This window comes from Kitasatospora sp. NBC_01250 (genome assembly GCF_036226465.1).
In the GTDB taxonomy this organism is placed as follows: Bacteria; Actinomycetota; Actinomycetes; order Streptomycetales; family Streptomycetaceae; genus Kitasatospora.
In genome coordinates, this window is record NZ_CP108476.1 from 2,087,130 (window position 1) to 2,110,530 (window position 23,401).

Annotated in this window: 22 protein-coding genes; 8 read left to right on the plus strand and 14 right to left on the minus strand. The window is 74.9% G+C overall.

Annotated elements, in window-relative coordinates; genetic code table 11:
- Window positions 1-29: 29 nt before the first annotated feature.
- From OG500_RS08460 to OG500_RS08495, 8 genes are all read right to left on the minus strand, one after another.
- Window positions 30-917 (minus strand): type II secretion system F family protein, encoded by an 888-nt coding sequence (locus OG500_RS08460; protein ID WP_327065807.1) that lies wholly within the window; start codon window positions 915-917, stop codon window positions 30-32.
- Window positions 914-1,924 (minus strand): type II secretion system F family protein, encoded by a 1,011-nt coding sequence (locus tag OG500_RS08465; RefSeq protein WP_327065808.1) that lies wholly within the window; start codon window positions 1,922-1,924, stop codon window positions 914-916. The genes OG500_RS08460 and OG500_RS08465 overlap by 4 nt, the downstream gene beginning before the upstream one ends.
- A gap of 49 nt (window positions 1,925-1,973) precedes the next feature.
- Window positions 1,974-3,695: a CpaF family protein gene (locus OG500_RS08470; protein WP_327065809.1), complete on the minus strand. Its 1,722-nt coding sequence runs from the start codon at window positions 3,693-3,695 to the stop codon at window positions 1,974-1,976.
- A gap of 4 nt (window positions 3,696-3,699) precedes the next feature.
- Window positions 3,700-5,184, minus strand: coding sequence for a hypothetical protein (locus OG500_RS08475; protein ID WP_327065810.1), 1,485 nt, complete (start codon window positions 5,182-5,184; stop codon window positions 3,700-3,702).
- Window positions 5,184-6,044, minus strand: a complete 861-nt coding sequence (locus tag OG500_RS08480) for an SAF domain-containing protein (RefSeq protein WP_327065811.1) — start codon at window positions 6,042-6,044, stop codon at window positions 5,184-5,186. Before OG500_RS08480 ends, OG500_RS08475 begins: the two co-directional genes overlap by 1 nt.
- Window positions 6,045-6,129: 85 nt before the next feature.
- Entirely contained in the window at window positions 6,130-7,152 is a 1,023-nt protein-coding gene (locus tag OG500_RS08485; RefSeq protein WP_329578269.1) for a hypothetical protein, read from the minus strand.
- Window positions 7,153-7,157: 5 nt separating this feature from the next.
- Window positions 7,158-7,727, minus strand: coding sequence for a hypothetical protein (locus OG500_RS08490; RefSeq protein WP_327065813.1), 570 nt, complete (start codon window positions 7,725-7,727; stop codon window positions 7,158-7,160).
- 277 nt (window positions 7,728-8,004) lie between these two features.
- Complete coding sequence (locus OG500_RS08495; protein ID WP_327065814.1) at window positions 8,005-8,904, minus strand: hypothetical protein; 900 nt, start codon at window positions 8,902-8,904, stop codon at window positions 8,005-8,007.
- Window positions 8,905-9,126: 222 nt separating this feature from the next.
- On the opposite strand from OG500_RS08495, the gene OG500_RS08500 reads away from it, so the two are divergent.
- From OG500_RS08500 to OG500_RS08510, 3 genes are all read left to right on the plus strand, one after another.
- On the plus strand, window positions 9,127-9,567 hold the full coding sequence (locus OG500_RS08500) for a pyridoxamine 5'-phosphate oxidase family protein (protein WP_329578274.1): 441 nt from the start codon (window positions 9,127-9,129) through the stop codon (window positions 9,565-9,567).
- A gap of 81 nt (window positions 9,568-9,648) precedes the next feature.
- The gene (locus OG500_RS08505) at window positions 9,649-10,101 is read left to right on the plus strand and encodes a MaoC family dehydratase (RefSeq protein WP_327065816.1); all 453 of its coding nucleotides are present in this window, start codon (window positions 9,649-9,651) and stop codon (window positions 10,099-10,101) included.
- 249 nt (window positions 10,102-10,350) lie between these two features.
- Entirely contained in the window at window positions 10,351-11,577 is a 1,227-nt protein-coding gene (locus tag OG500_RS08510) for an MBL fold metallo-hydrolase (protein WP_442789124.1), read from the plus strand.
- Between the two features lie 22 nt (window positions 11,578-11,599).
- Here OG500_RS08510 and OG500_RS08515 read toward each other — a convergent pair whose 3' ends face one another.
- Window positions 11,600-12,541 carry a DUF389 domain-containing protein gene (locus OG500_RS08515; RefSeq protein ID WP_329578277.1) on the minus strand — a complete coding sequence of 314 codons (942 nt, stop codon included), beginning with the start codon at window positions 12,539-12,541 and terminating at the stop codon, window positions 11,600-11,602.
- 73 nt (window positions 12,542-12,614) lie between these two features.
- On the opposite strand from OG500_RS08515, the gene OG500_RS08520 reads away from it, so the two are divergent.
- The 3 genes from OG500_RS08520 to OG500_RS08530 all read left to right on the plus strand — a co-directional run bounded on the left by OG500_RS08520 (window position 12,615) and on the right by OG500_RS08530 (window position 15,806).
- On the plus strand, window positions 12,615-13,589 hold the full coding sequence (locus OG500_RS08520; RefSeq protein WP_327065818.1) for an acyl-CoA thioesterase: 975 nt from the start codon (window positions 12,615-12,617) through the stop codon (window positions 13,587-13,589).
- A gap of 125 nt (window positions 13,590-13,714) precedes the next feature.
- Window positions 13,715-15,385, plus strand: a complete 1,671-nt coding sequence (locus tag OG500_RS08525; protein WP_327065819.1) for a BCCT family transporter — start codon at window positions 13,715-13,717, stop codon at window positions 15,383-15,385.
- 196 nt (window positions 15,386-15,581) lie between these two features.
- Entirely contained in the window at window positions 15,582-15,806 is a 225-nt protein-coding gene (locus tag OG500_RS08530) for a hypothetical protein (protein WP_327065820.1), read from the plus strand.
- Between the two features lie 19 nt (window positions 15,807-15,825).
- On the opposite strand, the gene OG500_RS08535 is transcribed toward OG500_RS08530, so the two are convergent.
- From OG500_RS08535 to OG500_RS08545, 3 genes are all read right to left on the minus strand, one after another.
- On the minus strand, window positions 15,826-16,176 hold the full coding sequence (locus OG500_RS08535; RefSeq protein WP_327065821.1) for a DUF4180 domain-containing protein: 351 nt from the start codon (window positions 16,174-16,176) through the stop codon (window positions 15,826-15,828).
- Between the two features lie 33 nt (window positions 16,177-16,209).
- Window positions 16,210-16,692, minus strand: coding sequence for a helix-turn-helix domain-containing protein (locus tag OG500_RS08540; protein WP_327065822.1), 483 nt, complete (start codon window positions 16,690-16,692; stop codon window positions 16,210-16,212).
- A gap of 88 nt (window positions 16,693-16,780) precedes the next feature.
- Entirely contained in the window at window positions 16,781-18,445 is a 1,665-nt protein-coding gene (locus tag OG500_RS08545) for a DUF2398 family protein (protein WP_329578285.1), read from the minus strand.
- A 413-nt stretch (window positions 18,446-18,858) separates the two neighbouring features.
- Here OG500_RS08545 and OG500_RS08550 point away from each other — a divergent pair, with 413 nt between their 5' ends.
- Window positions 18,859-19,551, plus strand: a complete 693-nt coding sequence (locus OG500_RS08550; RefSeq protein ID WP_329578288.1) for a lysoplasmalogenase — start codon at window positions 18,859-18,861, stop codon at window positions 19,549-19,551.
- Between the two features lie 9 nt (window positions 19,552-19,560).
- Here the strand turns inward: OG500_RS08550 and OG500_RS08555 are convergent, their stop codons facing one another.
- Complete coding sequence (locus OG500_RS08555; RefSeq protein ID WP_327065825.1) at window positions 19,561-20,364, minus strand: exodeoxyribonuclease III; 804 nt, start codon at window positions 20,362-20,364, stop codon at window positions 19,561-19,563.
- 261 nt (window positions 20,365-20,625) lie between these two features.
- On the opposite strand from OG500_RS08555, the gene qcrB reads away from it, so the two are divergent.
- The gene (qcrB, locus tag OG500_RS08560) at window positions 20,626-22,212 is read left to right on the plus strand and encodes a cytochrome bc1 complex cytochrome b subunit (RefSeq protein WP_329578291.1); all 1,587 of its coding nucleotides are present in this window, start codon (window positions 20,626-20,628) and stop codon (window positions 22,210-22,212) included.
- A 24-nt stretch (window positions 22,213-22,236) separates the two neighbouring features.
- Here the strand turns inward: qcrB and OG500_RS08565 are convergent, their stop codons facing one another.
- Window positions 22,237-23,319, minus strand: coding sequence for an ROK family glucokinase (locus OG500_RS08565; protein ID WP_442789319.1), 1,083 nt, complete (start codon window positions 23,317-23,319; stop codon window positions 22,237-22,239).
- Window positions 23,320-23,401 lie beyond the last annotated feature (82 nt).

Genomic DNA, 23,401 nt, shown 5'->3' on the forward strand with positions numbered 1-23,401 from the left:
GACGGGAGTCCGGTGGGCCGGACGGGATGTCAGAACGCATGGAGCATCTGGTAGAGCGCGGGGTAGACGATCAGGACGGTCATCAGCAGGGTGAGGGCCGCGCCCGGCGCGACCATCTGCTCGCTGGCGGCGCCGGCCTCGGCCAGCTCCGCCGCCAGCAGTTCGTTGCGCAGGCCCTTGGCCCGGGCCCGCAGGGTGTCGTAGACCGCGGCGCCGTCGGTGCCGGAGATCCGCATGATGTCGGCGACGTCCTGCAGCGGGGTCAGGCCGAGTTCGGCGGCGAGCGCGTCCAGACCGTCCCACGGGGGCAGGCGGTCGGTGGCGGCCCGTTCCAGGGCGTCCTGGATCCGGCGGAAGACGGTGCCCCGCCCCACCGCCGCCGCGCGGCGCATCGCCTCGGCCGGCCCGTGGTCGGACGCCCGTTCCAGCGCGACGAGTTCGAGGTAGGCGGCGATGCCGTGCAGGTACTCGGTCCGGGCCTCCTTGGCCTCGCCCTGCACGATCGCGTCCGGCACCAGCCAGCCGCCCGCCGCCAGCGCCAGGCTGACCAGCGCGGGCAGCGCGACGGGCGGCGCGAAGCCGGTGAACACCGCCATCGCCGAGAGGTAGCCCGGCAGCACCAGGCCGATCAGCGCGAAGAGCAGCTTGTGCGCCATGAACCGGGCCGGGGTGCGTCCGATCAGCGCCAGGGACTGCAGCGGCACCCGGGAGCCGGCCAGCGCCAGCGAGCGGTCGCCGAGCCGGTCGTACCAGGCGGCCCCGGCCTGTGCCGCACTCTCCCGGTGCTGGGCCGGGGCGCGGTGCAGGCGCTCCAGCGCCTGGCCCAGGTCCGGTGGGGCCGGGCGGAGTTCGGCGATCAGCAGGGCGAGGCCGGCCGCCGCCACGCAGCCGGCGAGCACGGCCCACGGGGAGATCATCGCGACTCCTTGAGCAGCGGCGGCTCGGCACCGTCGGACGCCGCGCGCCGCGGGGCTGCGGCGGACGGCGCCCCGGCGGCCCGCGATTCGTCCTCCGGCGCCGGCAGCGCCCCGACCCGGCTGCGGCGATCGGGCTCCAGCAGCCGGGGCAGCGGCTTGTGGGCGGCCAGCGAGCGCATCCAGGCGATCACCGCGACGAACAGCCCGGCCAGCGCGGCCAGCACCAACTGCCCCTGCACCGTGCCGTAGGGGGCGGTGTAGCGGTCGTTGAAGGAGCCCACCACGATCACCCCGAAGATGATCGTGACCAGCCACCGGATGGTGGTGCGGTGCTTGGACCGGTCGGCCTCGATCGCGCGGCGCTGGCGGACCTCCTCGCGCACCGACTCCGCCAGGTCGGACAGCGCCCGGCTGAGCCCGGGACCGCTGTCGCCGGCCCGCAGCAGCAGGGCGGCGAGCACCTTGTCCGCAGTGGCGTCGGCCAGGCCGTCGGCGAACGCCCGCAACGCGTCCTCGGCGCTCCACCGGGCCTGCAGCCGGGTGGCCAGCTCCTCGATCTCGGTGCGCAGCGCGGCGGGCGCGGTGCGCACGCTGGTGAGCAGCGCCTGGTTGAGGCCGGTGCCGAGCAGCAGCACGTCGGAGAGCCGCTGGGTCCAGTCGGCGAGCGCCTCCAGCCGCACGATGTGGCGGGTGTCCGAACGGGTGGCCGCGTAGAGCCAGGGGAAGCCGAAGACCACCAGCGGGACCAGCAGGACGCTGAGCACGATGCCGCTGAAGAGCCAGACCACCGGCGTGGCGACCAGCGAGATCGCGAGCTGGATCCGGCGGGTGCGCAGGGTGCGCGGATCCGGTACGCCGGGTGCGCCGTACCAGAAGACGTGCGCGCGGGTGGCGAGCGGTCCGGGCGCGGCCCGCTCCGCGCCGCCGATCCCGATCCCGGCGAACCCGGCGGCCAGCACCACCAGCCCGCCGACGAGCAGGACCCCGCAGAGGACGAAGAGCAGCATCAGAAACCCTCTCGGGTGGGGCGGGCGGGACGGCCCGGTCGCGCCGCTCTCATCGCAGGCCCCCGATCCGCAGCGAGAGCGGCGCGCTCCAGCTGCCGTAGGCGGACTGCAGCAGCCCGGCGTCGAAACCCGCGCGGCGCAGGTCGTCCAGGCAGTTCGGCGGCGTGTGCGGCACGGCCCGCGGCTCTCCGAGCTCGGGGCGCGGGCCGAAGACGGTGTTCAGCGCCGGGCGGCCGTGCTCGCCGAGCCCGGTGACCTCCAGCACGTGCGAGACGAACCGGTGGCGCCGGCCGCCCACCGGCGTCTCGTCGACCATCGAGACGTGCACGATCAGGTCGATCGCGTTGGCGGTCAGCCGGTAGGCGAGCGCGTCGGTCATGTGCGAGCCGTACTCCAGGCAGAGTTCGGCGATCCGGTCCACCACCATGTGCGGACCGCGCGCGTGCAGCGTGCACATCGACCCGCCCTCGCCGTTGGTCATCACCCGCAGCATCGGGACCACCTCGCCCGAGCGGACCTCGCCGACGATGATCCGCGACAGCGTCATCCGCAGTGCTGCCGGGATGAGTTCACCGATCGTCAGCTCGCCGGCCGGTTTGCCGTCGATCCGCTCGCCGTTGCCCTCGCGGGCCTCCATCGGCACCACCTGGCGCAGGTGGCCGAGCGTGTGCAGCCACAGCTCGAACTCCGACTCCAGGGTGCCGATCCGCTCGTCCGGCGGTATCTCGGCGGCCATCGCGCGCAGCAGGCTGGTCTTGCCGACGCCCTGGGTGCCGGTGATCATCACGTTCTTCCGGGCCCTGATCGCCGAGGCCAGGAAGGCCGCGATCGTCGAGTCCACGGTGCCCAGCGTCACCATGTCGGCGAGCGTGGCGGAGGCGACCCGGTGGCGGCGGATCGCGACGTAGGGCCGCGGCGTCACCTCCGTCATCGCCTGCAGGCGCATGCCGCCCTCCAGGCGCAGCGCCAGCGTCGGGTTGGCGGTGCTCAGGCTGCGCTCGCCGCCGCCGTGCTGGCGGGCCAGGTCCTGGAGCAGCTCGATCAGTTCGGCGTCGCTGTCGGCCACCGGCGGCACCTTGCGCAGCGGCTGGTGGACGCGCGAGACCCAGACGTCGTCGCACCCGTTGATCAGGATGTTCTCGATCTCCGGGTCGTCCAGGTAGGGCTGCAGCCGGCCGGCCCGGAAGAGCAGGTCGTAGACGGCCTCGGCGAGCACCCGGTCCTGCTCCCGGGTCGGGGGCACGCCGTGGTTCTGGGCGTAGCCGTCGGACCAGCGGGCCACCGCCTCCTCGATCAGCGCGCGGCCGCGCTGGCGGCGGGTGGCGCGGTCCACCTCCTGCCCCTGGCCCGGCGCCAGCCGGGAGAGCTGCTGGTGCAGTTCGGCGGCCACCTGGCGCTTGAGCTCGCGGGCCAGCTTCGGGTCCACCACGGGTGCGGTGCCCGCGCTCCACTTCTCGGGGGCGGGCAGCACGGGCAGCCCCGCGGGCGAGGCGGTCGCGGCAGGGGTGGGCACGGCACTGGGCACGCCGGCGGGCATCGGGGCGGGCATACCAGCGGGGGCGGGCGCGGGCGGCTGGGGGTGGGTGGCGGTGGCCGACCAGTCGCCCGGCCAGGACCGGGCCGGCGGCTGCGGGCCGGGCTGTGCGGCCCACGGCCGGCCGGCGGCCGGCGACCCGGTCGGCACCACCCGGCCTCCCCATCCGGTCGCGTCGGGCTGCGCCGCGTGATCGGCCGGGGCATCCGCGTCCACGGCCGTGGCGCGGTCACGCATGGGGCTACCGCGCACGGAGCACCTCTCCCTGGGTCTCGGTCTCCTCGGTCGGCGCCCGGAACGGCTCGGGGGCCGCCGGGTGCGGCGCTATTCCCGCCAGCGGCGGCGGCGCGGCGGGCTGCTGGCCCGGCGCGGCGGGCCGCACCTGCACCGGCCCGGCCGACGGCACGTACACCTGCCCGGCGGACGAGGTGAACGCCTGCCCGCCCGCCATCGGTGCCGGGTACTCCCGCACCGCCGGAACCCCCGACGGCTGCGGCTGCGGCTGCTGGTACGGCTGCACCGCTGGCGCCGCTGGCGCCGCGGGCTGCGCGGGTGCGGGCTGCGCGGGCGGTGGCGGCTGGTACGTCACCGGCTGCTCCGCGGGCTGCGGCTGCCCCGGCCCGAACGCCGGCTCGGCGACACCGGGCCGGTACGTCGACTGGTACGCCGGCTGAGGGGTCGGCTGGTACGCCTGCTGGTACGCCGGTTCGGCCGCCGGCGGCTCGAAGAGCTGGCCGGACGGCGGCGCGTACGCCTGCTGGTACTGCCGCTCCGACGGCCCGGCCTGCTCCGGCTCGTAGCCCTGGAACCCCTGGTACTGCGAGGCCTCGGGGACCCGCTCCCCCACCGCCGCGGACGGCGGCTGCGGCGCGGCCCCCCAGGCGAGGCCGCCCTCGGCTGCCGCGCCACCCGCCCCGGCCGGGGCGGCACCGGCCGGGGCCGTCAGTCTGGCCCGCCGCTCCGCCACCAGCGCCTGGATCCGGTCCGCCGTGGTCCGGGCGGTGCGCATCAGCTCCGACCGGACGAACCGCCGGTCGGTGCTGTCCCCGCCGTCCGAGAGCACCCGGGCGGTCCGGACCGCGTACGGGAGCGTCCCCAGCACCGGCAGGCCGAGTTCGCGGGTGATGTCCGCCACCGGGTAGGGCCCCTCGGTGATCAGCAGCAGGCCGAGCGCGTCGGTGCCGGTGCCGGCCGTCTCCAGGTCCGCGCGCAGCGCGGCCAGCCGCGGGCGGGCGGCGCTCAGGCCGCGCAACGTGGTGCGGACGGTGGCGACCACCGCGTCCGCCCGCCGGGCCAGCACCGCGCCGGGCCCGAGCGCGCCGGAGCGGCCGAGGTCGAGCAGCACGTCGTAGCCCTCCGGTTCGAGCGCGCGCAGCGCCTCGACCAGCGGCTCCCAGGTGTAGGCGAGCCCGGCGGCCTGCGCCGGATCGGTCAGGCCGGGCAGCAGCAGCCGCTCGCCCGCGCCCTGCGGGGAGATGTCGATCAGCTGCTCCCAGATGGCCTGCGCGAGCAGCCCGCGCCGGTCGGCGACGGCGAGGTTGCGCAGCCCGTAGACCGCCTCGACCCGGCCCTCCAGCGCGCCCGCCAGCGCGGCGCCGCCGTCCGGGTCGCACTCGACGAGCATGACCTTGCGCCCCGGTGCCAGCGGCCAGCAGAGCAGCAGCGCGAGCGCGGTGGTGGTGGCCCCGGGCGCCCCCGGCCCGCCGGTGACCGCGATCACGGCCATCAGGCCGCGCTCCCGCCGGAGGCCGGCGCCGACGGCGAGCCCGGGGCCCCGGACGCCGAACCCGGGGACGCCGCACCGGATCCGGCCGAGGGCGAGGCCCCCGCGGACGGCGCCCCTGCCCCCGCCTTCGGCGCCAGGATCACCTGGAACCTGCCACCGGCCGCCCAGACCGCCAGCGTGGTCGCGTCGCTCGGCGGCACGGCGACGTCGATCACCTGGCTGCCGTCGCTGCCCGCCTTGCCCAGCTCGGCCACCACCGCGTTCATGGTGACCGGACCGTGCCCGCCGCCGCCCGTCGAGCCGGCGTTCGAGTCGGCGAGCTGCACGATCACGATCTGCTGGCCCACCTGGAGCCCGTCGGCGGGCAGTTGGCTGGTGTGCACCGGCAGCCCGACCTCCTGCATCCCGGGCTGCACGACCAGCGCCCGGGTCAGGTCAGCCGCCAGCAGCAGCGCGCCGCGGTGCAGGTCGCCGGTGGCCCGCTGGCCGATCGCCAAATTCCGGTCCGCGGCACTCACCGGGGCGAGCGCGGGGTCGCTGGCGATCCGGGCCACCACCAGGTCGTCGGCCGTCAGCGGCTGCCCGTACGGGACGTCACGGGCCAGCGCCAGCACCGCGATCCGCTGACCGGAGCTGTTGTAGAGCACCGCGCCGCCCAGGCCGCCGGCCGCGATCAGCGCCGCCGCCATGGCGATCACGGCGGGCCGGCGCCGCCGCGCCCGCAGCGAGCGGGACGGCGCGAGGGGGCCGGAGCGGGCCTCGGCGCGCGAGGTCGCGGGCGCGGCGGTCACCTGGTCCTGGCCGTAGCCGACGGCTCCCTGTGCGCCGAGGGTCGGCGACGAGAAGGTGCGGTTCTCCATCGGACTTCGGCCTTCCTGACGAGCGCTGACGTGCGGTGGATGCGACGGGACGCGATGACGGGCGATGACATGCGGTGGCGGCAGGTCAGTTGAGCACCTGGAGCTCGTTGACCTGGAGGGCGAGCGGATCGCTGGAGACCTGGATGTCGACCGGCCCCCACGGGTGCGAGCCGTCGGCGAGGTTCGTGGTGGTGATCGTCCAGTACTGGGTGACCGTCAGGTCGTAGCCGCTGGTCGTCGCCGCCTTGGCCGCCCCCGCGGGCGAGGTGCGGCCGAACTGCCCGATGCACGCGTCGGCCGGCGGGTTCTGCGCCAGCCCGTCCGCGTACGGGTGTCCGGCGCCCTTGCCCTTGCAGTCCAGCGTCGCTTCCTGCCCGGTGGCGGGGTCGACGTGGCCGAGGTCCCAGACCACGTCGACCAGCGTGGCGGTGGCGCTCACCGAGACGCCGTTGAGCGAGACGGTCTGGCTCTGCGGCCCGACCGTTTCGTCGTGGGTGGCGTCCGAGGTCTCGTACCAGAACCAGACCGGCGACCCCACCACGGCCTGACCGGGCGGCGCGGTGTGCGGGACCGGCCGGGCGAACTGCAGCTTCTTGACGGCCATCTGGGCCACCGTGGCGGGGGTCGGCGGGGGCGCGGCGATGTTCGGCGGCTTGTTCAGGAACACCAGGGCGGCGCCTTCGGCATTGTTGTTCGCGTCGTAGCAGGTCTTCAGGTAGACGGCGCCGTCCGCTGAGGTGTTGCCGCCCCAGGACGGGTCGTCGGCCGCCGGCTGCGGATCGGCCTGGGTGAAGTAGCACCCGCTCGCGGTGTCGAAGTACCCCAGGTCCGGGTCCCAGCACGGGTGCTGCACCCCGTGCCACGCGCAGGTCGGCTCGGCGCCGCCCGAGCCGCCACCGCCGCTGCCGCCCCCCGAGCCGCCGCCCGTCCCGCCGGCACCGCCGGGGGAGCCGCCGCTGCCCGGGTCCTGGAGCACCACGCAGACCGCGAGCACCACGCAGGGGTTGACGCCGCCGGACGGCCCCGCCGCCCGCGCGGGGATCGCCGAGCCGGCCAGCAGGCCGGTCAGCAGCAGGAGTTGACCGAGGAGAGCAGGGATTCGACGCATGGTCCTCAACATGTCCGGCCCGTCTCGCGATTGAACTCGAACACCGTCCAGATACTGCCCTTCACCAGCAGTACCGCCTGCGCCGGATAGCGGGTCAGCCGCTGCGGCGCGTCCTTGTTGCTGCCGTCGGCGGCGTCCACCTGGTGCCAGCCGCTGACGTCCACGCAGTCCTCGATCACCGCGCGCTGCGGATTGCTGGCGAGATCGACGCTCTGCACCACCGGGGAAAGCACCGGCTTGCCGTTCATCACCATTTTGGCGTCGTGCAGGGATTGCAGACTCGTCAGGATGTTCCCGAGCGCGGTTCCGCTGGAATAGATCCTTACTTGGGCCCCGTTCGGATCAGCACCGGAGTAGGCCGAGACCTGGGCGGCCCACCAGTCCTGATAGGTCTTCAGTACGACGCGGCCGACCGCCCCTTGCGCCCCACTGGTCGGCGCCGGGCTGCCGGTCGCAGCCCCCCCGTCCGGAGATCCGTCCGATCCGTTCGCGGAACCGTCCGAGGCGCCCGGCGCATTCGACGATCCGGCCGAGGGTTCGGCGCCCGGCCCGCCGGTCGATCCCCCACCGGCCACACCCACCGCACCTGGCACGGCAGTTGACAGCCGCTCCGGCTGCCCCGGCGACCGCCCGGCGCAGCCCGCCGCGAGGAGCGTGAGCAGAATCGTCGCGCCGACCCCGACCGCCCTCAGGCGTAACAAAGCCCTGCACCGGTGCATAGCCCCACCTAGTCGCGACTAACCGACCGTCGGCCGAAGTTGGCAGAAAACACCTGCCTGGTGCCGAAGTGCGGTGTGGAGCACGATTCTTCGCCAACCCCACCGCGTACGGCAACACCTTGGGCCCCTGACCTTACGCGGAAGGCGGATCCGTTGGAGCACTTTCGCGCCACAGAACAGCCAACAGTTCTTCAGAAACCGACAATCCGGCCAGTGCACCTCGCACAGCGGCCCGATTCCGCAGCAACAACCGGCCACCCGAAGGGGGGACGAGCAGCCGTGCCTCGATGCCTGACGCCAGTTCACCCCAGGCGAGCTCGGCGGCCACCGTCGGCTGGAACTCGGCCGGCGCGAGGGCGGGGGGCGCGCCCGGAACTCCGCGCTCCAGGACCCGGCCGAGCGCCCAGCTGAACGACCCCTCCGCGCCCGGGAGCACCGCCGAGCGCCCGCGGCGCCCCCCGGGGTAGGGGCCGATCCGCCCCCAGAGCGGCACCCGGGAGTGGACCAGCAGCTCGGCCACCCCCTGCTCGCCGGCCACCCCGCCGAGGGCCGCCCAGGTCTCGGGGGCGGCGACGGCGTCCACCAGCAGCAGCGCCTCCTCCTGGGCACCGTGCACCATGGTGCTCACCACCCAGTCCCAGGCCAGCCCGCGCATGTAGGCGTTGTCGGGCGTGCTGCCCGCGGTGACCAGCGCCAGGCGCCGACCGCGCGGGTCGGCGATCAGCTGACCGAGCAGGCAGACCACCAGCCAGCGCCCCTCCTGCCGGGCGGCTGCGCTCAGCGCGGTCAGCATCGTGTTGGCATCCGCGTCGGGCGGCACGACGGTCACCCGGCAGCCCCGGTTGCCGGTGTCGAAGCAGACCGGCGGCAGCGCCTTGGCCAGTACCTCGGCTCCGTGCGCGGCCTGCGCCGAGCCGCCGTAGCTGCGCTCCGGCCCGCCGTTGGCACCGATCACCACCAGCTCGACGCCGCCGGCCGCGCCCGTCCCCAGACCGCCCGCCCCCGCGCCGGCTCCCACACCCAGACCCGTCACTGCCGCACCCCTCTTCGCCGTACCCGTCCCCACCGTGGCCCGCCCCTGTCGTGTCGGACGAGGCCCATCCTGCACCTCGGAGCGAGGCCCGGCCCAGCGCTCGGCACGGCTCACGGCTCGGCGCCCGTCCCGATGCCCCTCCCGCGCCCCGCCCCGGGCCCGCGCCGGACCCGGGACCATGGGCCCTACTGGCCTCGCCCCCGGCAGGCGCACCATCGGATCATGGACCGTGTCGACCGTATCGAGGACCTGAGCGAGGCCGAGTGCCTGCGGCTGCTCAGCACCGTGCCCATCGGGCGCGTGGTGTACACCGAACACGCGCTGCTGCGGGTGCTCCCGGTCGCCTTCCAGCTCGACACGGACGGCCGGCTGCTGCTCGGACTGCCGCAGGACGGCCAGCTCGCCCGGGCCCTCGACGGCACCGTGGCCGCCTTCCAGGCCGACCGGCTCCACGAGGCGACCCGGACCGGCTGGAGCGTGGTGGTGCACGGCCAGGCCGAGGTGGTCCGCGAACCGGCCCGGCACGCCGCCCTGCTGCACGGCGGCCCGCTGCCCTGGGTGGCCGGACGCGAGCCGCTCTTCGTCACCCTCACCGCCGAGCTGGTCACCGGCCACCGCCTGCTGCACTCCCCCAGGCCCTGTCCGGCCCCAGCCGCCAACTGACCGGTCGGTAGGGCTACGCTCCCGGGACGGGCGGAAGGCCGTCCGCCCGTCCGAGCCCCCGACCGGCCTCAGGAGCGCAGCATGACGACCTTCGCCACCCTTGACGAGCTGACCGAGGCGGTCGGCACCGTGCTGGGCACCAGCGCCTGGCACACGGTGACGCAGGAGCAGGTCGACCTGTTCGCCGAGGCGACCGGCGACCACCAGTGGATCCACGTCGACCCCGAGCGCGCCAAGGCCGGCCCGTTCGGCGGCCCGATCGCGCACGGCTACCTCACCCTCTCGCTGATCCCGCTGCTGGCCAAGGAGTGCTATGGCGTCGGGGGCATCCGGATGGCGGTCAACTACGGCTCGGAGAAGGTGCGTTTCCCGGCTCCGCTGCCGGTCGGCACCCCGGTGCGGGCGACGGCCGAACTGCTCTCGATGACCGAGGTGGCCGACGGCCGGCAGGCGGTGGTCCGGTTCACCATCAGCAGCGAGGCCAGCCCGAAGCCGCACTGCGTCGCCGAGACGATCACCCGGTTCTACGTCTGATCCCGCTCCCCGCCCGGCGGCGAACGCATCCTGACGCCCCGTCGGACCGGTCCCGCCGGGCCTGCCGGAGCGGCCCCGTCGACCGGCAGCGCCACGCCTCGAACGGCGGGTGGATCGCCCGATCCACCGCGCCCGGCAGCGTCGCTTTGGGTAGTCTCCCGATGAGGTGTTGATCGTATCGAGCGGGCGCCGCACCACACCGGTGTCCGCTCGACGTGGTGCCCCTGACGTCCCTTCCTAGGAGGTGCCGTGCCCGGCTCGGTCCCCAGCTCGTCCCGCTTCACCGATCTTCGCGGCCTGTCGGCCGCCGGCTGGCGACGGATGCGGACGGACGCCTTCGGCGCCGTACCCACCGGCGCGCGCCTGGAGCGGATCCAGGGCAGCCCGAACTTCGCGGACGGCGCCTTCCAGAACCCGGTGCCCACCCGCCGGCTGGTCTACGAGCGCTCGCCGCTGGAGATCAGCCGGGCCCAGCTCGCGTCGAACCGGGGCCGGCGGGTGCCGGCCCGGCCGATCCCGGTGCACCGGCTGCGCTCCGCCGAGCTGGCGGTGGCACCGGCCTCGGGGCTGCGGCTGACCTGGCTGGGCCACGCCACCGTGCTGGCCGAGCTGGACGGCCGCCGGGTGCTCTTCGACCCGGTCTGGGGCGTGCGCTGCTCGCCGTTCCCCGGGATCGGGCCCAAGCGGCTGCACCCGATGCCGATCCGGCTGGCCGACCTCGGCCCGGTGGACGTCGTGGTGATCTCCCACGACCACTACGACCACCTGGACATGACGACGATCCGGGCGCTGATCGGCAGCGGTGCCCGGTTCGCCGCCCCGCTGGGGGTCGGCGCGCACCTGGAGCACTGGGGGGTGCCCGCCGAGCGGATCACCGAGCTGGACTGGTGGGAGTCGGCCGAGCTGGCGGGTCTGACGCTGACCGCGACCCCCGCCCGGCACTACTGCAGCCGCGGCCCGCGCACCGACCCGCTGATGCTCTGGGCCTCCTGGGCGGTGGCCGGCCCCGAGCACCGGGTCTTCCACAGCGGGGATACCGGCTACTTCCCCGGCTTCACCCGGATCGGCGAGCTGCTGGGCCCGTTCGACGCGACGATGACCCAGGTCGGCGCCTACAGCCAGTTCTGGCCCGAGGTGCACATGACGCCGGAGGAAGGGGTGCGGGCGCACCAGGACGTGCGCGGCGGGCTGCTGCTGCCGATCCACTGGGCGACCTTCAACCTCGCGCCGCACCCGTGGGAGGAGCCCGCCGAACGCACCATGGCGGCGGCGGCCACGCTCGGCGCCGCGGTGGCGGTGCCGCTGCCGGGCGCGCCGTTCGAGCCGGCCGAGCCGCCCGTGCAGCGCGCCTGGTGGCGCACGGTCGCCGGCCTGCCGGAGAGCACGCCGCTGGTGCCCGCGGCGCCCGCCACGCCCGTCGCCCCCGCCGCTGCGGCCACGCCCGCCCACTCGCACGAGGACGAGGTCCCGGCCTGACGCCCGCTCGGCCGCCGCACCGTCACCGGGCGGCCTGGCGGCGGCTCCTCAGCTGCCGCCAGGCCGACTGCTGCACCAGCAGGGTCAGCACGCCGGCGATCACGATCCCCGACATGTTCAGCAGCAGCTGCACGGTCGACCCCCGGGCCTGCCCGAACTCCCCGTAGGCCAGCGCCACCGCCGCGTTGGCCGCCGCCGGCACGGTGGTGACCGAGATCGCCACCCCCACCAGCGCGCCGGACTTCGCGGAGGTCAGCGAGAGCAGCCCGGCGACGCCGCCGAGGAACGCCACCACCAGGGAGAGCGCGTCCGGCTGGAAGACGAACGAGGTGTTCGGCCGCGAGCCGTGGAAGTCCGCCTCGGTGAAGAGGCCGAAGGCGTTCATCATCCAGCTGAACAGGATGGTCAGCACGATCGCCACCGCGAACCCGCCCAGCAGCGCGGTGAGCGAGCGCAGCGCGGGGTGGGCGCGCCGCTGCACCAGGGCGACGCAGAGCCCGGCCAGCGGCCCGAACTCGGGCCCCACCACCATCGCGCCGACGATCAGCACGGCGCTGTCCAGTACCACGCCGCAGGCCGCCAGCATGGTGGCCGTGACGATGAACGCCAGGTAGGTGTAGGAGAAGGCGGACTCCTCGTGGGTGACCTCGGTGACCGACTCCCAGACCAGGGCGTCCGAGCCCAGGCCCGGGGCCCGGCTCTCGGCCTCCCGGGCGGCCCGCGAGATGGACAGCTCCAGCGCGGAGACGTCGATCGCCCCCTGCTCGGGCACCCCGAGTGCACGCAGTCCCGCCAGCAGCTCGTCCGCCGACTCGCGCGCCACGTCGCACAGCACCACGTCCCCGGGCGGGCGCCGGGCCGCGGCCGGCAGCGTGACGACGTGGGTGGCGCCGAGGGTGGAGTCCAGCAGGTCGAGCACGGCGGGGAGCAGCGGGCCGGGGACGATCAGGCGCAGGTGCAGCACGAGGGACTCCGGAGGTTGCCGACGGGTAACCCACCTCACAGTGCCGCCCGGTGCGTTCTGCCACTATGACCGGATGGCAGACGCACCGGCACGCGACCACCGGACGGCCCAGGGGCCCGGCGAGGGTCAGGGTCAGGCCGACCACTCGGCTCCCACCCCCGCGAGCGGGGTCCAGGTGGCCTCGTTCCGGGACCTGCTGCGGATCGAGGAGCTGGACGAGAACCTGTTCCGGGGCCACTGCCACGCCGGTGCCCCGCTGCGCGCCTTCGGCGGCCAGGTGGCCGCCCAGGCGCTCACCGCCGGTGGCCGCACCATGCCCGCCGGGCGCGGGGTGCACTCGCTGCACGGCTACTTCCTGAGACCCGGCGACCCCGGCCGCCCGATCATCTACCAGGTGGAGCGGATCCGCGACGGCCACTCCTACGCCACCCGCCGGGTGACGGCCGTCCAGCGCGGCGAGGCGATCTTCACGCTCTCCGCCTCCTTCAAGCAGCCCGAGCAGGCCCCCGAGCGCCAGCGCGTCATGCCGCCGGTGCCGGGGCCCGAGGAGCTGCCCGACCCGTTCCCGGAGTGGGCGCGCGCCGACCCGGCCGACTTCGACCAGGCGGCCGGGTTCCACTCGTTGGACATCCGCTTCATTCCGCCGGACGCGCCGGGCATGCCGCCGGAGGCCGAGGGCGTGCCGCAGCAGTTCGTCTGGCTGCGCAGCGGTTCGCCGCTGCCGGCCGAGGACGGGCTGCTGCACGTGTGCGCGCTGACCTACCTCTCGGACCTGACGCTGGCCGCCACCACCGCGCTGCACCGCCAGCCGCACCGCTTCCAGCGCAGTGAGCCGCCACCGGTCACGCTGGCCTCGCTGGACCACGCGATGTGGTTCCACCGGCCGTTCCGGGCGGACGACTGGCTGCTCTTCGCCCAGCGCAGCCCCTCCGTCTCGGACGGCCGGGGGCTGGCGCTCGGTGAGTTCTACAGCCGGGACGGGCAGCTGGTGGCCTCCGCCGTCCAGGAGACCCTGGTGCGCGAGCGGCGCCCGCTGCCGCGCGGCTGACGCCCGCGGGGCGGGGGCACGGCGCGTCGGGGAACACGGCGCGTCGGGGGCCGGTGCCGAGATTTCGCCGGAGATAGTGCGATATGCGGCGCTTTCCGCCGCACCGTCGCGGCGAGAGGCCACCGATGACCCGTCAGCCCCCCGACAGCCCGGACCTCCTGACGCCGCTGCCGGCGCCGGCCCCGCCCCCGCGGGAGACGCTGCCGACCGACCGGGTGGTCTTCGGGGTCAGCGCCGTGGTGGTGCTCGGCGTGGTCGGCTGGGGCGTCTTCGCCCAGAAGTCGCTGGGCCACGCGTCCAGCACCGCGCTCGGCTGGGTGCTGCACAACTTCGGCTGGCTCTTCGTGGTCGCCGCGGACGTCTTCCTGGTGCTGACCGTGCTGCTGGCGCTCAGCCGGTTCGGCCGGATCAGGCTGGGCCGCGACGAGGAGCGCCCCGAGTTCTCCACGCTGGCCTGGATCGCCATGATGTTCAGCGCCGGCATGGGCATCGGCCTGATGTTCTACGGCGTCGGCGAGCCGCTCCAGCTCTACGCCCAGCCGCAGCCCGGCTCCGGGCTGACCCCGCTGACCCCGGCGGCCGCCCGGTCCGCGCTGGAGTTCTCGCTCTTCCACTGGACCCTGCACCCGTGGGCGATCTACGCGGTCGGCGGCCTGGCGATGGCGTACACGACCTTCCGCAAGGGGCGGGGCAACCGGATCAGCGCGGCCTTCGTGCCGCTGCTCGGCGAGCGCCGGGCGAACGGCTGGGCGGGCAAGGGGATCGACCTGCTGGCGGTCTTCGCCACCGTCTTCGGCTCCGCGACCAGCCTCGGCCTGGGCGCGCTGCAGGTGGCCGACGGCCTGGGCTACATCTCCTCGGCGCAGAACTCCCGGCACCTGCAGCTGATCATCATCGGCTCGCTGACCGCCGCCTTCGTGCTCTCCGCCTTCTCCGGGGTGCACAAGGGGGTCAAGTGGCTGAGCACCGCCAACGTGGTGCTGGCCTCGGTGATCATGCTCTTCGTCTTCGTGGTCGGGCCGACCGTCTACGTGCTGGACGCCATCCCGGCCACCGTCGGCGGCTACCTCGCCGACCTGGTCACGATGGCCAGTCAGACCGGCGCCTTCACGGACGAGAAGTGGCTCGGGTCCTGGACCATCTTCTACTGGGCCTGGTGGCTCTCCTGGGCGCCCTTCGTCGGTACCTTCATCGCGCGCATCTCGCGCGGCCGCACGGTGCGCGAGTTCCTGGTCGGGGTGCTGCTGGTGCCCAGCGGGGCCACCGTGGTCTGGTTCTGCGTGATGGGCGGCACCGCGATCCGGCTGGACGCCACCGGGCGCGCGGACCTGGTGGCCACCATCCCGCAGGGTCCGGAGGCCTCGCTCTTCGCGATGATGAAGTCGCTGCCCTGGGGGTCGGTGAGCAGCGTGGTGTGCGTGCTCCTGGTCATGACCTACTTCATCACCAGCGCGGACTCCGCCTCGCTGGTGCTCGGCTCGCTCTCCAGCGGCGGCTCGCTGCACCCGCGCACCTGGCTGGTGGTGGTCTGGGGCGTGCTGATGGGCGGGGTGGCCGCCGCGCTGCTGCTGGCCGGCGGGCTGACGGCGCTGCAGAACGCCACCATCCTGGTCGCGCTGCCGTTCGTGGTGGTGATGCTCGGGCTCTGCCTGGCGCTGGTCAAGGAGCTGCGCCAGGACCCGTCGGCCGGGCCGCCGCGGTTCCACCCCGGGCACGGGCTGCGCGACGCGGTGCGGGTGGCGGTCGGCGACCCGCCGGACAAGGTGCCGGCCGGCCAGGCTCCCCCGTCCGGGTGAAGTAGCGCCGCCGTCGCGGCCGTTCTCCACCGCCCGCCGAGCGGGACCCGACCGGCCTGCGGTCGGCCGGGAGCCCGCTCCCGGGGCATCTGCCCAGGTGGGGGCGGGCCGTTTCGTGCCAAACCGCCGCATCCCGCCGGTGCGGCGTTCACCCGTGTGTCGTCATCGTTTAACACCCGACTGGAATGCTCGGACCATGGACGACTCGTTGCCGCCGCTCCGCCTCCCGGTGGAGCCCCTCCCCGCGGACTCCCCGGACGCACCGGACGCCGCACGCTTTCCGCTGCCCAAGCGCCACCGCCGCTACCTGGCCTGCGCCGCGGTGGCCGCCTCGGTCGCGCTCGGCACGCTCGGCGTGGGCGCGACCGTGGAGACCGTCCAGCACCACACCGCGGTGACCGCGGCGGCCCAGAGCCGCTGACGGGCCGGCCGGGAGGCGGTCAGCCCCGGGCGGCCAGCCGCTCGTCCAGCTCCGCGAGGTCGGTGACGAACCAGATCTGGCTCCCCCGGTCGCACTCGCGCACGAAGTCGCGCAGCGCCGAACTCTCCTCGGTCCACCGGGAGATGTCGCCGACCACGGCGACGTTGACCCGGTACTGCGCGAACTTCTGCAGCAGCTCGCCGGCCACGCCGGTGCGCAGCCGGAAGAAGTCCTGGTGCCAGCGCGCCACCGGCACCGCCACCCACTGCGCTTCGCCGCCGGCCGCGTCGCCGATCAGCTGCAGCGCGTCCGGGACGCCGGACACGGGATCCCCCTTCGGCTCGCAGACCAGCACGGCAGCACCGCTCATCCGATGGACCGTCATTCCCACTCAACCTCTCTGTCAGGGGCTTGAGATGTCCGCCGCCACCGCGCCGACCAGGCGCAGGATCTCGGCACTGTCCTCCGCGCCGCCCAGCACGATGATCTTCATGGTGCGGCGCGCCTCGTCGCGCACCGTCTCCACCCGCAACGGCACCCGGTCCGGGCGGTGGGCGACGGAGGCGTGCAGCAGGGTGGCGAGCCGGTCCATCGCGACGGCGTCGATGCCGTCGATCCGGACGATGCTCGACACCTCGACCTCCGCCGCCGCGGCGACGCCCGACCCCCCGGTCGCGACCTCGGCCGCACCGCCGGACGCGCCCTCGGTCTCGGCCACCGCCGTGGACCCGCCGGTGAACTCCGCCAGGTCCTGCGCCGCGATCCGGTACTGCTTGCCGATCCGGACGGCCTTGAGCCGCCCGTCCCTGATGTATGCGCGGACCGTGCGTACGTGCAGGCCGAGCAGGACGGCGACCTGGTCGACCGAGTACATCTGCGGCGCCATCTCCTGGGACCATCCTTCCCTAAACATCCCTATGCTGTCCAACCTCACGGCAGCATAGGGAGTGATAGGGAGGGATCGACGCAGGGGGTCAGCGACGGGAGTGGCGCCCGGTGCTCGGCTCGGTGCCCAGTTCGAGCCGCGCGGCGTAGCGGGCCGCGGGGGCGAGCAGCGTCCAGCCGCCGCGGGCGGCGCACGGCTCGCCGCCGGACGGAACGCTCGGCGCGCTCGGGGCGATCAGTCCCATCGCGTGCAGCAGGTCGAGCAGGTCGCGGCGGAAGGCGGCCCGGTCGGCCAGGTGCGCCCGGCGCCAGTGGGCGGCGCGCGGGTCGTGCCCGTGGTCCTCGGAGTCGTACTCGTCGGCCAGGTCCCCGAGGATCCCGTCTATCAGCGCCTCGGCGATCGGCACGCCCGCGGTCGCGGGCGCGGGCGGACGGGCGGCTGGCTCGTCCTCGGCGGGCAGCGGACGGAGCTCCTCCACCAGCCGTTCGACCAGCAGCAGTGCCACGTGCGCCAGCGGCCCCGGACCGGGGAACCGCAGGTCGGTCAGCTCGCCCGCCGGGTCGAGCAGCGCGATCCCCTCGCAGCGGATCTCGGCGGTCAGCCCGAGGAAGTCCGCGAGCATCGCCGCCTCGGCGGTGCGCGACTCCCACAGCCACTCCCGCTCCAGCGGGGTCAGGTCGGCCAGCAGCAGCGCCGGTGTCTCGACCAGCCGGCGGCGGACCGCGACCGGCACGGTGGTGCGCGGCGCCGGCGGGTCCTGCGGGCCCGGCGGGCGGCAGCCGGCCACCACGGCAGCGGCGAGTTCACGGTTGACGGTCAGCCAGGCGGCGGCGGGCGCCGCGGCTGCCGAGGGTATGGAGAGGGCGAGGACCTGCCACTCGGTGAGCAGCGCGATCGCCACGCCGACCGCCTCCGGATCCACGGCGAGGGGCTGCACCCCCGGCTCGGCGACGGCTTCGGCACCGCTCTCCCCCACCGCGGCGGCGCCGGGGTGCGCGACCTGGGCCGCCAGCTGCGCGGCGGGCCAGCGCGCCGGGCCGTCCAGCAGCACGGCGAGGGTCAGCGCCAGCGCGGCGTACTGCTCGGGGGTGCAGGGGCGGCCGTGCACGGTGAGGCGGCGCAGCGTGCCGGTGCCGAGCTCGGCCTTGCGCAACCGGGCGAAGGAGTCGGTGACGGTGAGCGGATAGCCGAGCTGCTCGGCGAAGCGCTCGGTGAGCCAGGCCGCGTGACGGCGGATCAGTCCGAAGGCCTGGGCGTGCGGGCCGGTGGCGGTGACCAGCGGGTGCGCGAGCAGCATCCGTGCGGCGGCCCGGCGTTCGGCCGAGAGCGCGTCGGCGCGGCGGCGGTCGGCGCCCTGCGGGAGTGCCGCGCCGGCCGGCGGCTCGGGCTTGCGGTGCCGGCCGGCGGCGGCGGAGGGGGCCGGTGCGGGGGCGATCGCGAGGCGGCGCCCGCGCCGGGCACGGGCCGGCGAGCCGCCCGACGGCGTCGCTCCGGCATGCTGACGGACCGTCGGGCCGTGCCACCAGCTGGCCTCGGCGAGGTCCGCGCAGGCCGGGGCGGGGGCGGTGCCGACGTGCCGGGCACCGTAGAGGCCGAAGGCGTTGGCGAACAGGTCATGCGCCTGGTCGGGGGTGGCGGCGGCGAAGCACCGGGCGAGCTCGCGCAGCCCCTCGGTGAGGTCGGCTCCGCCCCCGGCCGCCGGGCGCCGCCGCTCGGGCTCGATCGGCTGCCAGTCCGTCAGGGTCAGTGTCACCTCGCCCCCGTAGGCCGGCTGCGGGCCGGGGCCCGCTTCGGTGCCACCGCCGGAGGACGGCGGGGGCGTGGCAGCGGTGGGCGGCCTGGTGCCGTCGGAAGGGAGGGTCAGCAGGTCACCAGCGCCGGTGGGTGGATCGGTCCCCTCCAGCCCTCCGCCCCCGCCCACGCGCCCCTCCGCCGTGCTGTCCCGCGGCCGTGTGCCGCGCGGCTCGTCCGTCCCGCTCGATCGTGTCGGGAGACAGCCTAAGACACCGGAGTGAGGTGGCGGCGCAGCCTCGGAGAGTCGGCGGGCAGTCGGGGCAGGGCAAGCCCGGGCACGATACCGAACAGGCGGGACCGCTAGGATGACCGCGGTTACGCGCGGGTAACCCGGTCTTCCGGTGTCCGCCCCGGTCGCCTATCGTGCCGGACATGCTGAACCTGACGACGACCGCAACCGCCCGCCGGGCCCCTGCGCTCCGGGCCCCGCGCCGGACCCGCGGTCTGCTGACCGCCTTCGCCGCGACCGCCGCCACGCATCTGGGCTCGCTGCTGACGGAGGCCAAGGTGGTCGAGCAGGTCACCAAGCCCGCCCTGATGCCCCTGCTCGCCACCCACGCCGTCAGCTCGGCGGCGCCGGACCGCGCGCCCCGGCTGCTCACCCCCGCGCTGCTGGCCAGCGCCGCCGGGGACGCACTGCTCCAGGTGGACAGCGAGCCGGCGTTCCTGGCCGGCATGGGCGCCTTCGCCGCGGCGCACATCTGCTACGTGACGATGTTCGCCAAGCAGGGTGCGCTGACGGACCGTCGGCGCACCGCGCTGGTGGCGGCCGGGTACGCGCTGGCCTGGGCGGTGATGATCAGCCAGCTCTGGCCCGGGCTCGGGGAACTGAAGGCGCCGGTGGCGGGCTACAGCCTGCTGCTCGCCGCCACCGCCGTGGCCTCGGCGGGCCTGGGCCGGCGCGGCGGGCTCGGCGGCGCGCTCTTCCTGCTCTCCGACACGCTGATCGCCACCCGCCTGGCCGGCTGGCGCGAGCTGCCCGGACACGAGTTCTGGATCATGTCGACCTATCTGCTGGCCCAGTACCTGCTCGCCACCGCCGCCCTGAAGTCCGCCCAGGGCTGAGGCCCCGTCCTACAGGTCGAGGTCCACCACCACGGGCGTGTGGTCGGAGGTGCCCTTGCCCTTGCGCGCCTCGCGGTCGACGTAGGCGTCGGTCACCGCCGCCTCGAAGGCCGGGTTGCCGTAGACCAGGTCGATCCGCATGCCGCGGTTCTTCGGGAAGGCCAGCTGGCGGTAGTCCCAGTAGGTGTAGGGCCGGTCGTACTTGAGCGGACGGGGCATGACGTCCGCCAGGCCCGCCTCGCGCAGCTCGGCCAGCGCGGCGCGCTCCAAGGGCGTGACGTGGGTGGCGCCCTCGAAGTCGGCGAGGTCGTAGACGTCCTCGTCGCTCGGCGCCACGTTGAAGTCGCCGAGCACGGCGAACGGGCGCCCGCCGGCCGCGTCCGCCCGCACCGAGTCGCGCAGCGTGGTGAGCCAGTCGAGCTTGTAGCGGAAGTGGGCGTGGCCGACCTCGCGGCCGTTGGGCACGTAGACCGACCAGACCCGCACCGGGCCGCAGGTGGCGGCGATGGCGCGCGGCTCGATCACCGGGAGCATCGCGTCGTCGGCCAGGTAGCCCGGCTGCTCGGGCAGGTCGCGCACCACGTCCTCGAAGCCGATCCGGGAGACGATGGCCACCCCGTTCCACCGCCCGGTGCCGTGGGCCTCGGTCTCGTAGCCGAGGGCGCGCACCTCCTCGTAGGGGAACGCGTCCGCGGCGCACTTGAGCTCCTGCAGGCAGAGCACGTCGGGCTTCGCGCTCTCCAGCCACTCCAGGAGCTTGGGCAGCCGCGCGGTGACGGAGTTGATGTTCCAGGTGGCGATGCGGACGGTCACGACCAGGCCTTCCAGCAGGTACGGGCGGCGGATGCCGGGCCTGGCACCCGCCCCCGAAGATACCGTCCGGCACCGACAGCACCGCCCACCGTCGAGATCCGGCCCGCACCCGCCGGGCCGAGCGCCCGCGGATAGCGCGACGGGGTGAACCCCGGCGCCGCGCGCGGGCGGGGCAGGGCCGGTCCGCCGCACCCGCGACAAGCTGGTGCGAGGGCCGGTCCACCCGGACGGCCGCCGGAGCGGAGACGAGGTGCGGATCGCATGCGGCTGCGGCGACCGGGGGAGCAGGGCGGGCCCGACCTGGGCCGGGCCGCCGAGCGGAGCGCCGTCGCCCTGGACGGACGGCTGCCGTTCCTGGACGCCGCCAAGGGGCAGCTGCGCAAGGTCTTCCCCGACCACTGGTCCTTCCTGCTCGGCGAACTGGCCCTGTACAGCTTCGTCCTGCTGCTGCTCACCGGCGTCTACCTGACCTTCTTCTTCAAGCCCGCGATGGGCGAGGTGGTCTATGCCGGCAGCTACGCGCCGCTGCGCGGGATCCGGATGACCGAGGCCTACGCCAGCACCCTGGACATCAGCTTCGAGGTGCGCGGCGGGCTGCTGGTGCGGCAGATCCACCACTGGGCCGCGCTGGTCTTCGTGGCCGCGATCGGCGCGCACCTGCTGCGGATCTTCTTCACCGGCGCCTTCCGCCGGCCGCGCGAGGTCAACTGGCTGATCGGCCTGACGCTCTTCCAGCTCGCCCTGGTGGAGGGCTTCGCCGGCTACTCGCTGCCCGACGACCTGCTCTCCGGCACCGGGCTGCGCACCGCGCAGGGCTTCATGCTGGCCGTCCCGCTGGTGGGCAGCTACCTCGCGTTCTTCGCCTTCGGCGGCGAGTGGCCCGGCACCGACATCGTCTCGCGGCTGTACACCACGCACATCCTGCTGCTGCCCGGCCTGCTGGTCGCCCTGGTGACGGCCCATCTGATCCTGGTCTACCACCTCAAGCACACCCAGTGGGCGGGCCCTGGGCGCACCGAACGCAACGTGGTCGGCAAGCCGATGTTCCCGCAGTTCGCCACCCAGACCGCCGGGCTGCTGGCGATGGTCTGCGGGGTGATCGCGGCGCTCGGGGCGCTGGCGCAGATCAACCCGATCTGGAAGTACGGCCCCTACCGGGCCGACCAGGCCTCCACCGACGCCCAGCCGGACTGGTACATGGGCTTCCTGGAGGGTGCGCTGCGGCTGATGCCGGGCACCGAGACCCGGTTGTGGGGCCACACCATCGCGTGGAACCCGCTGCTGCCCGCGGTGGTCCTCCCGCTGGTGCTCTTCGGGGCGCTCTACGCCTACCCCTTCCTGGAGCAGTGGATCACCGGCGACCACGGCGAGCGGCACCTGTGCGATCGCCCCCGCGACCGCCCGGCCCGCACCGCGGTGGGGGTGGCCGCGATGACGGCGTACGCGGTGCTGCTGCTGGCCGGCGGGCAGGACGTGCTGGCGCTGGTCCTCCACCTCTCGGTGGACTCGGTGGACTGGGTGCTGCGGGTGGCGCTCTTCGTCGCCCCGGTGTTCGCCTTCTGGCTCACCCGCCGTCTCTGCCTGGCGCTGCAGGCGGGTGACCGCGACCGCTTCACCGGCGGCTCGGCGCCCACCGGGTTCGTCCGCCAGTTGGTCGAGGGCGGCTACGAGGGCGAGCAGCGGGCGCTGACCCCGGTGCAGCGCCATGCGCTGACCTTGTACGACCGCCCGGCGCCCGTGCGCGCCACCGGCCGCGGGCCGGGGCCGCGGCTGCGCGCGGCGCTCAGCCGCTGGTACTACCGCGACCGGATCGAGCTGCCGGGGGCACCGGAGAGCGAGCGGGAGTGAGCCCGCCCCTGCCGGCGGACCCGCTCAGCGCTCGGCGCGGCTGCGCTTGACGGTGCGGAAGCGGCGGGCGACGGCGCGGGCCAGGTCGGCGGCGCCGATCAGGCCGGCCTCGTTGCCGAGGGCGGCACGGGTGAGCTCGGCCTCGGGGCGGAAGCCGCGGCCGGTCAGGGTGCGGCGGAAGGCGTCCTGGGCGGGGGCGAGCAGCAGGTCGCCGGCGGCCGAGACACCGCCGCCGATCACGAACCGGCCCGGGTCCAGCGCGGCGGCCAGGTTGGCCAGGCCCACACCCAGCCAGGTGCCGATGTCGTGCAGCAGCTCCACCGCCATCGGGTCGCCGGCCTGGGCGGCCTCGGTGACCAGCGGCCCGGTGATCGCCGTCACCTCGCCGCCGGCCCGGGCCAGCAGCGGCTGGGCCACCGGCGACTCGGCCACCGCCAGTTCGCGGGCCTCGCGCACCAGCGCGTTGCCCGAGGAGTACTGCTCCCAGCAGCCCCGGTTGCCGCACGGGCAGCGGTGCCCGCCGGGGACCACCTGCATGTGGCCGAACTCGCCGGCCAGCCCGTAGCGGCCCCGGTCCACGTAGCCGTGGCGCACCACCGCGCCGCCGATCCCGGTGCCCAGGGTGATCATCACCAGCAGGTCCTCGCCCCGGCCCGCGCCGAAGCGCCACTCGGCCCAGGCGGCGGCGTTCGCGTCGTTCTCGACCACCACGGGGAACTTCAGCCGGTCGCTGAGCGCCTCGCGCAGCGGCTCGTCGCGCCAGTTCAGGTGCGGGGCGAAGAGCACCCGGGAGCGGTCGTGGTCCACCCAGCCGGCCGCGCCGATGCCCACCGCGTGCACGTCGTGCCGGTCGGCCAGCTCCAGCACCAGCTCGACGATGACGTCCTCGACCACCTTGGGGCTCTTGCTCTTGTGCGGGGTCTCGGTGCGCAGCTGCTCGACGATCTTCCCCTCGCCGTTCACCACCCCGGCCACCACCTTGGTGCCGCCGATGTCGATGCCGATGGTCGGCAGCCGCAGCACGCCGGCCGGAAGGGTGCGGCGGCGGTCGGCGCCGTACCGGTCGAACCGGCGCTGACCGAGGCCCCGCTGGCCGAGGCCGAGCAGCGCGGGGAGGACGGGTTGGCCGGTGCGGCCGTTGGGCTGGGTCACGTTGGAACGATACGCCGCGCCGATCATCCGGGCGCGG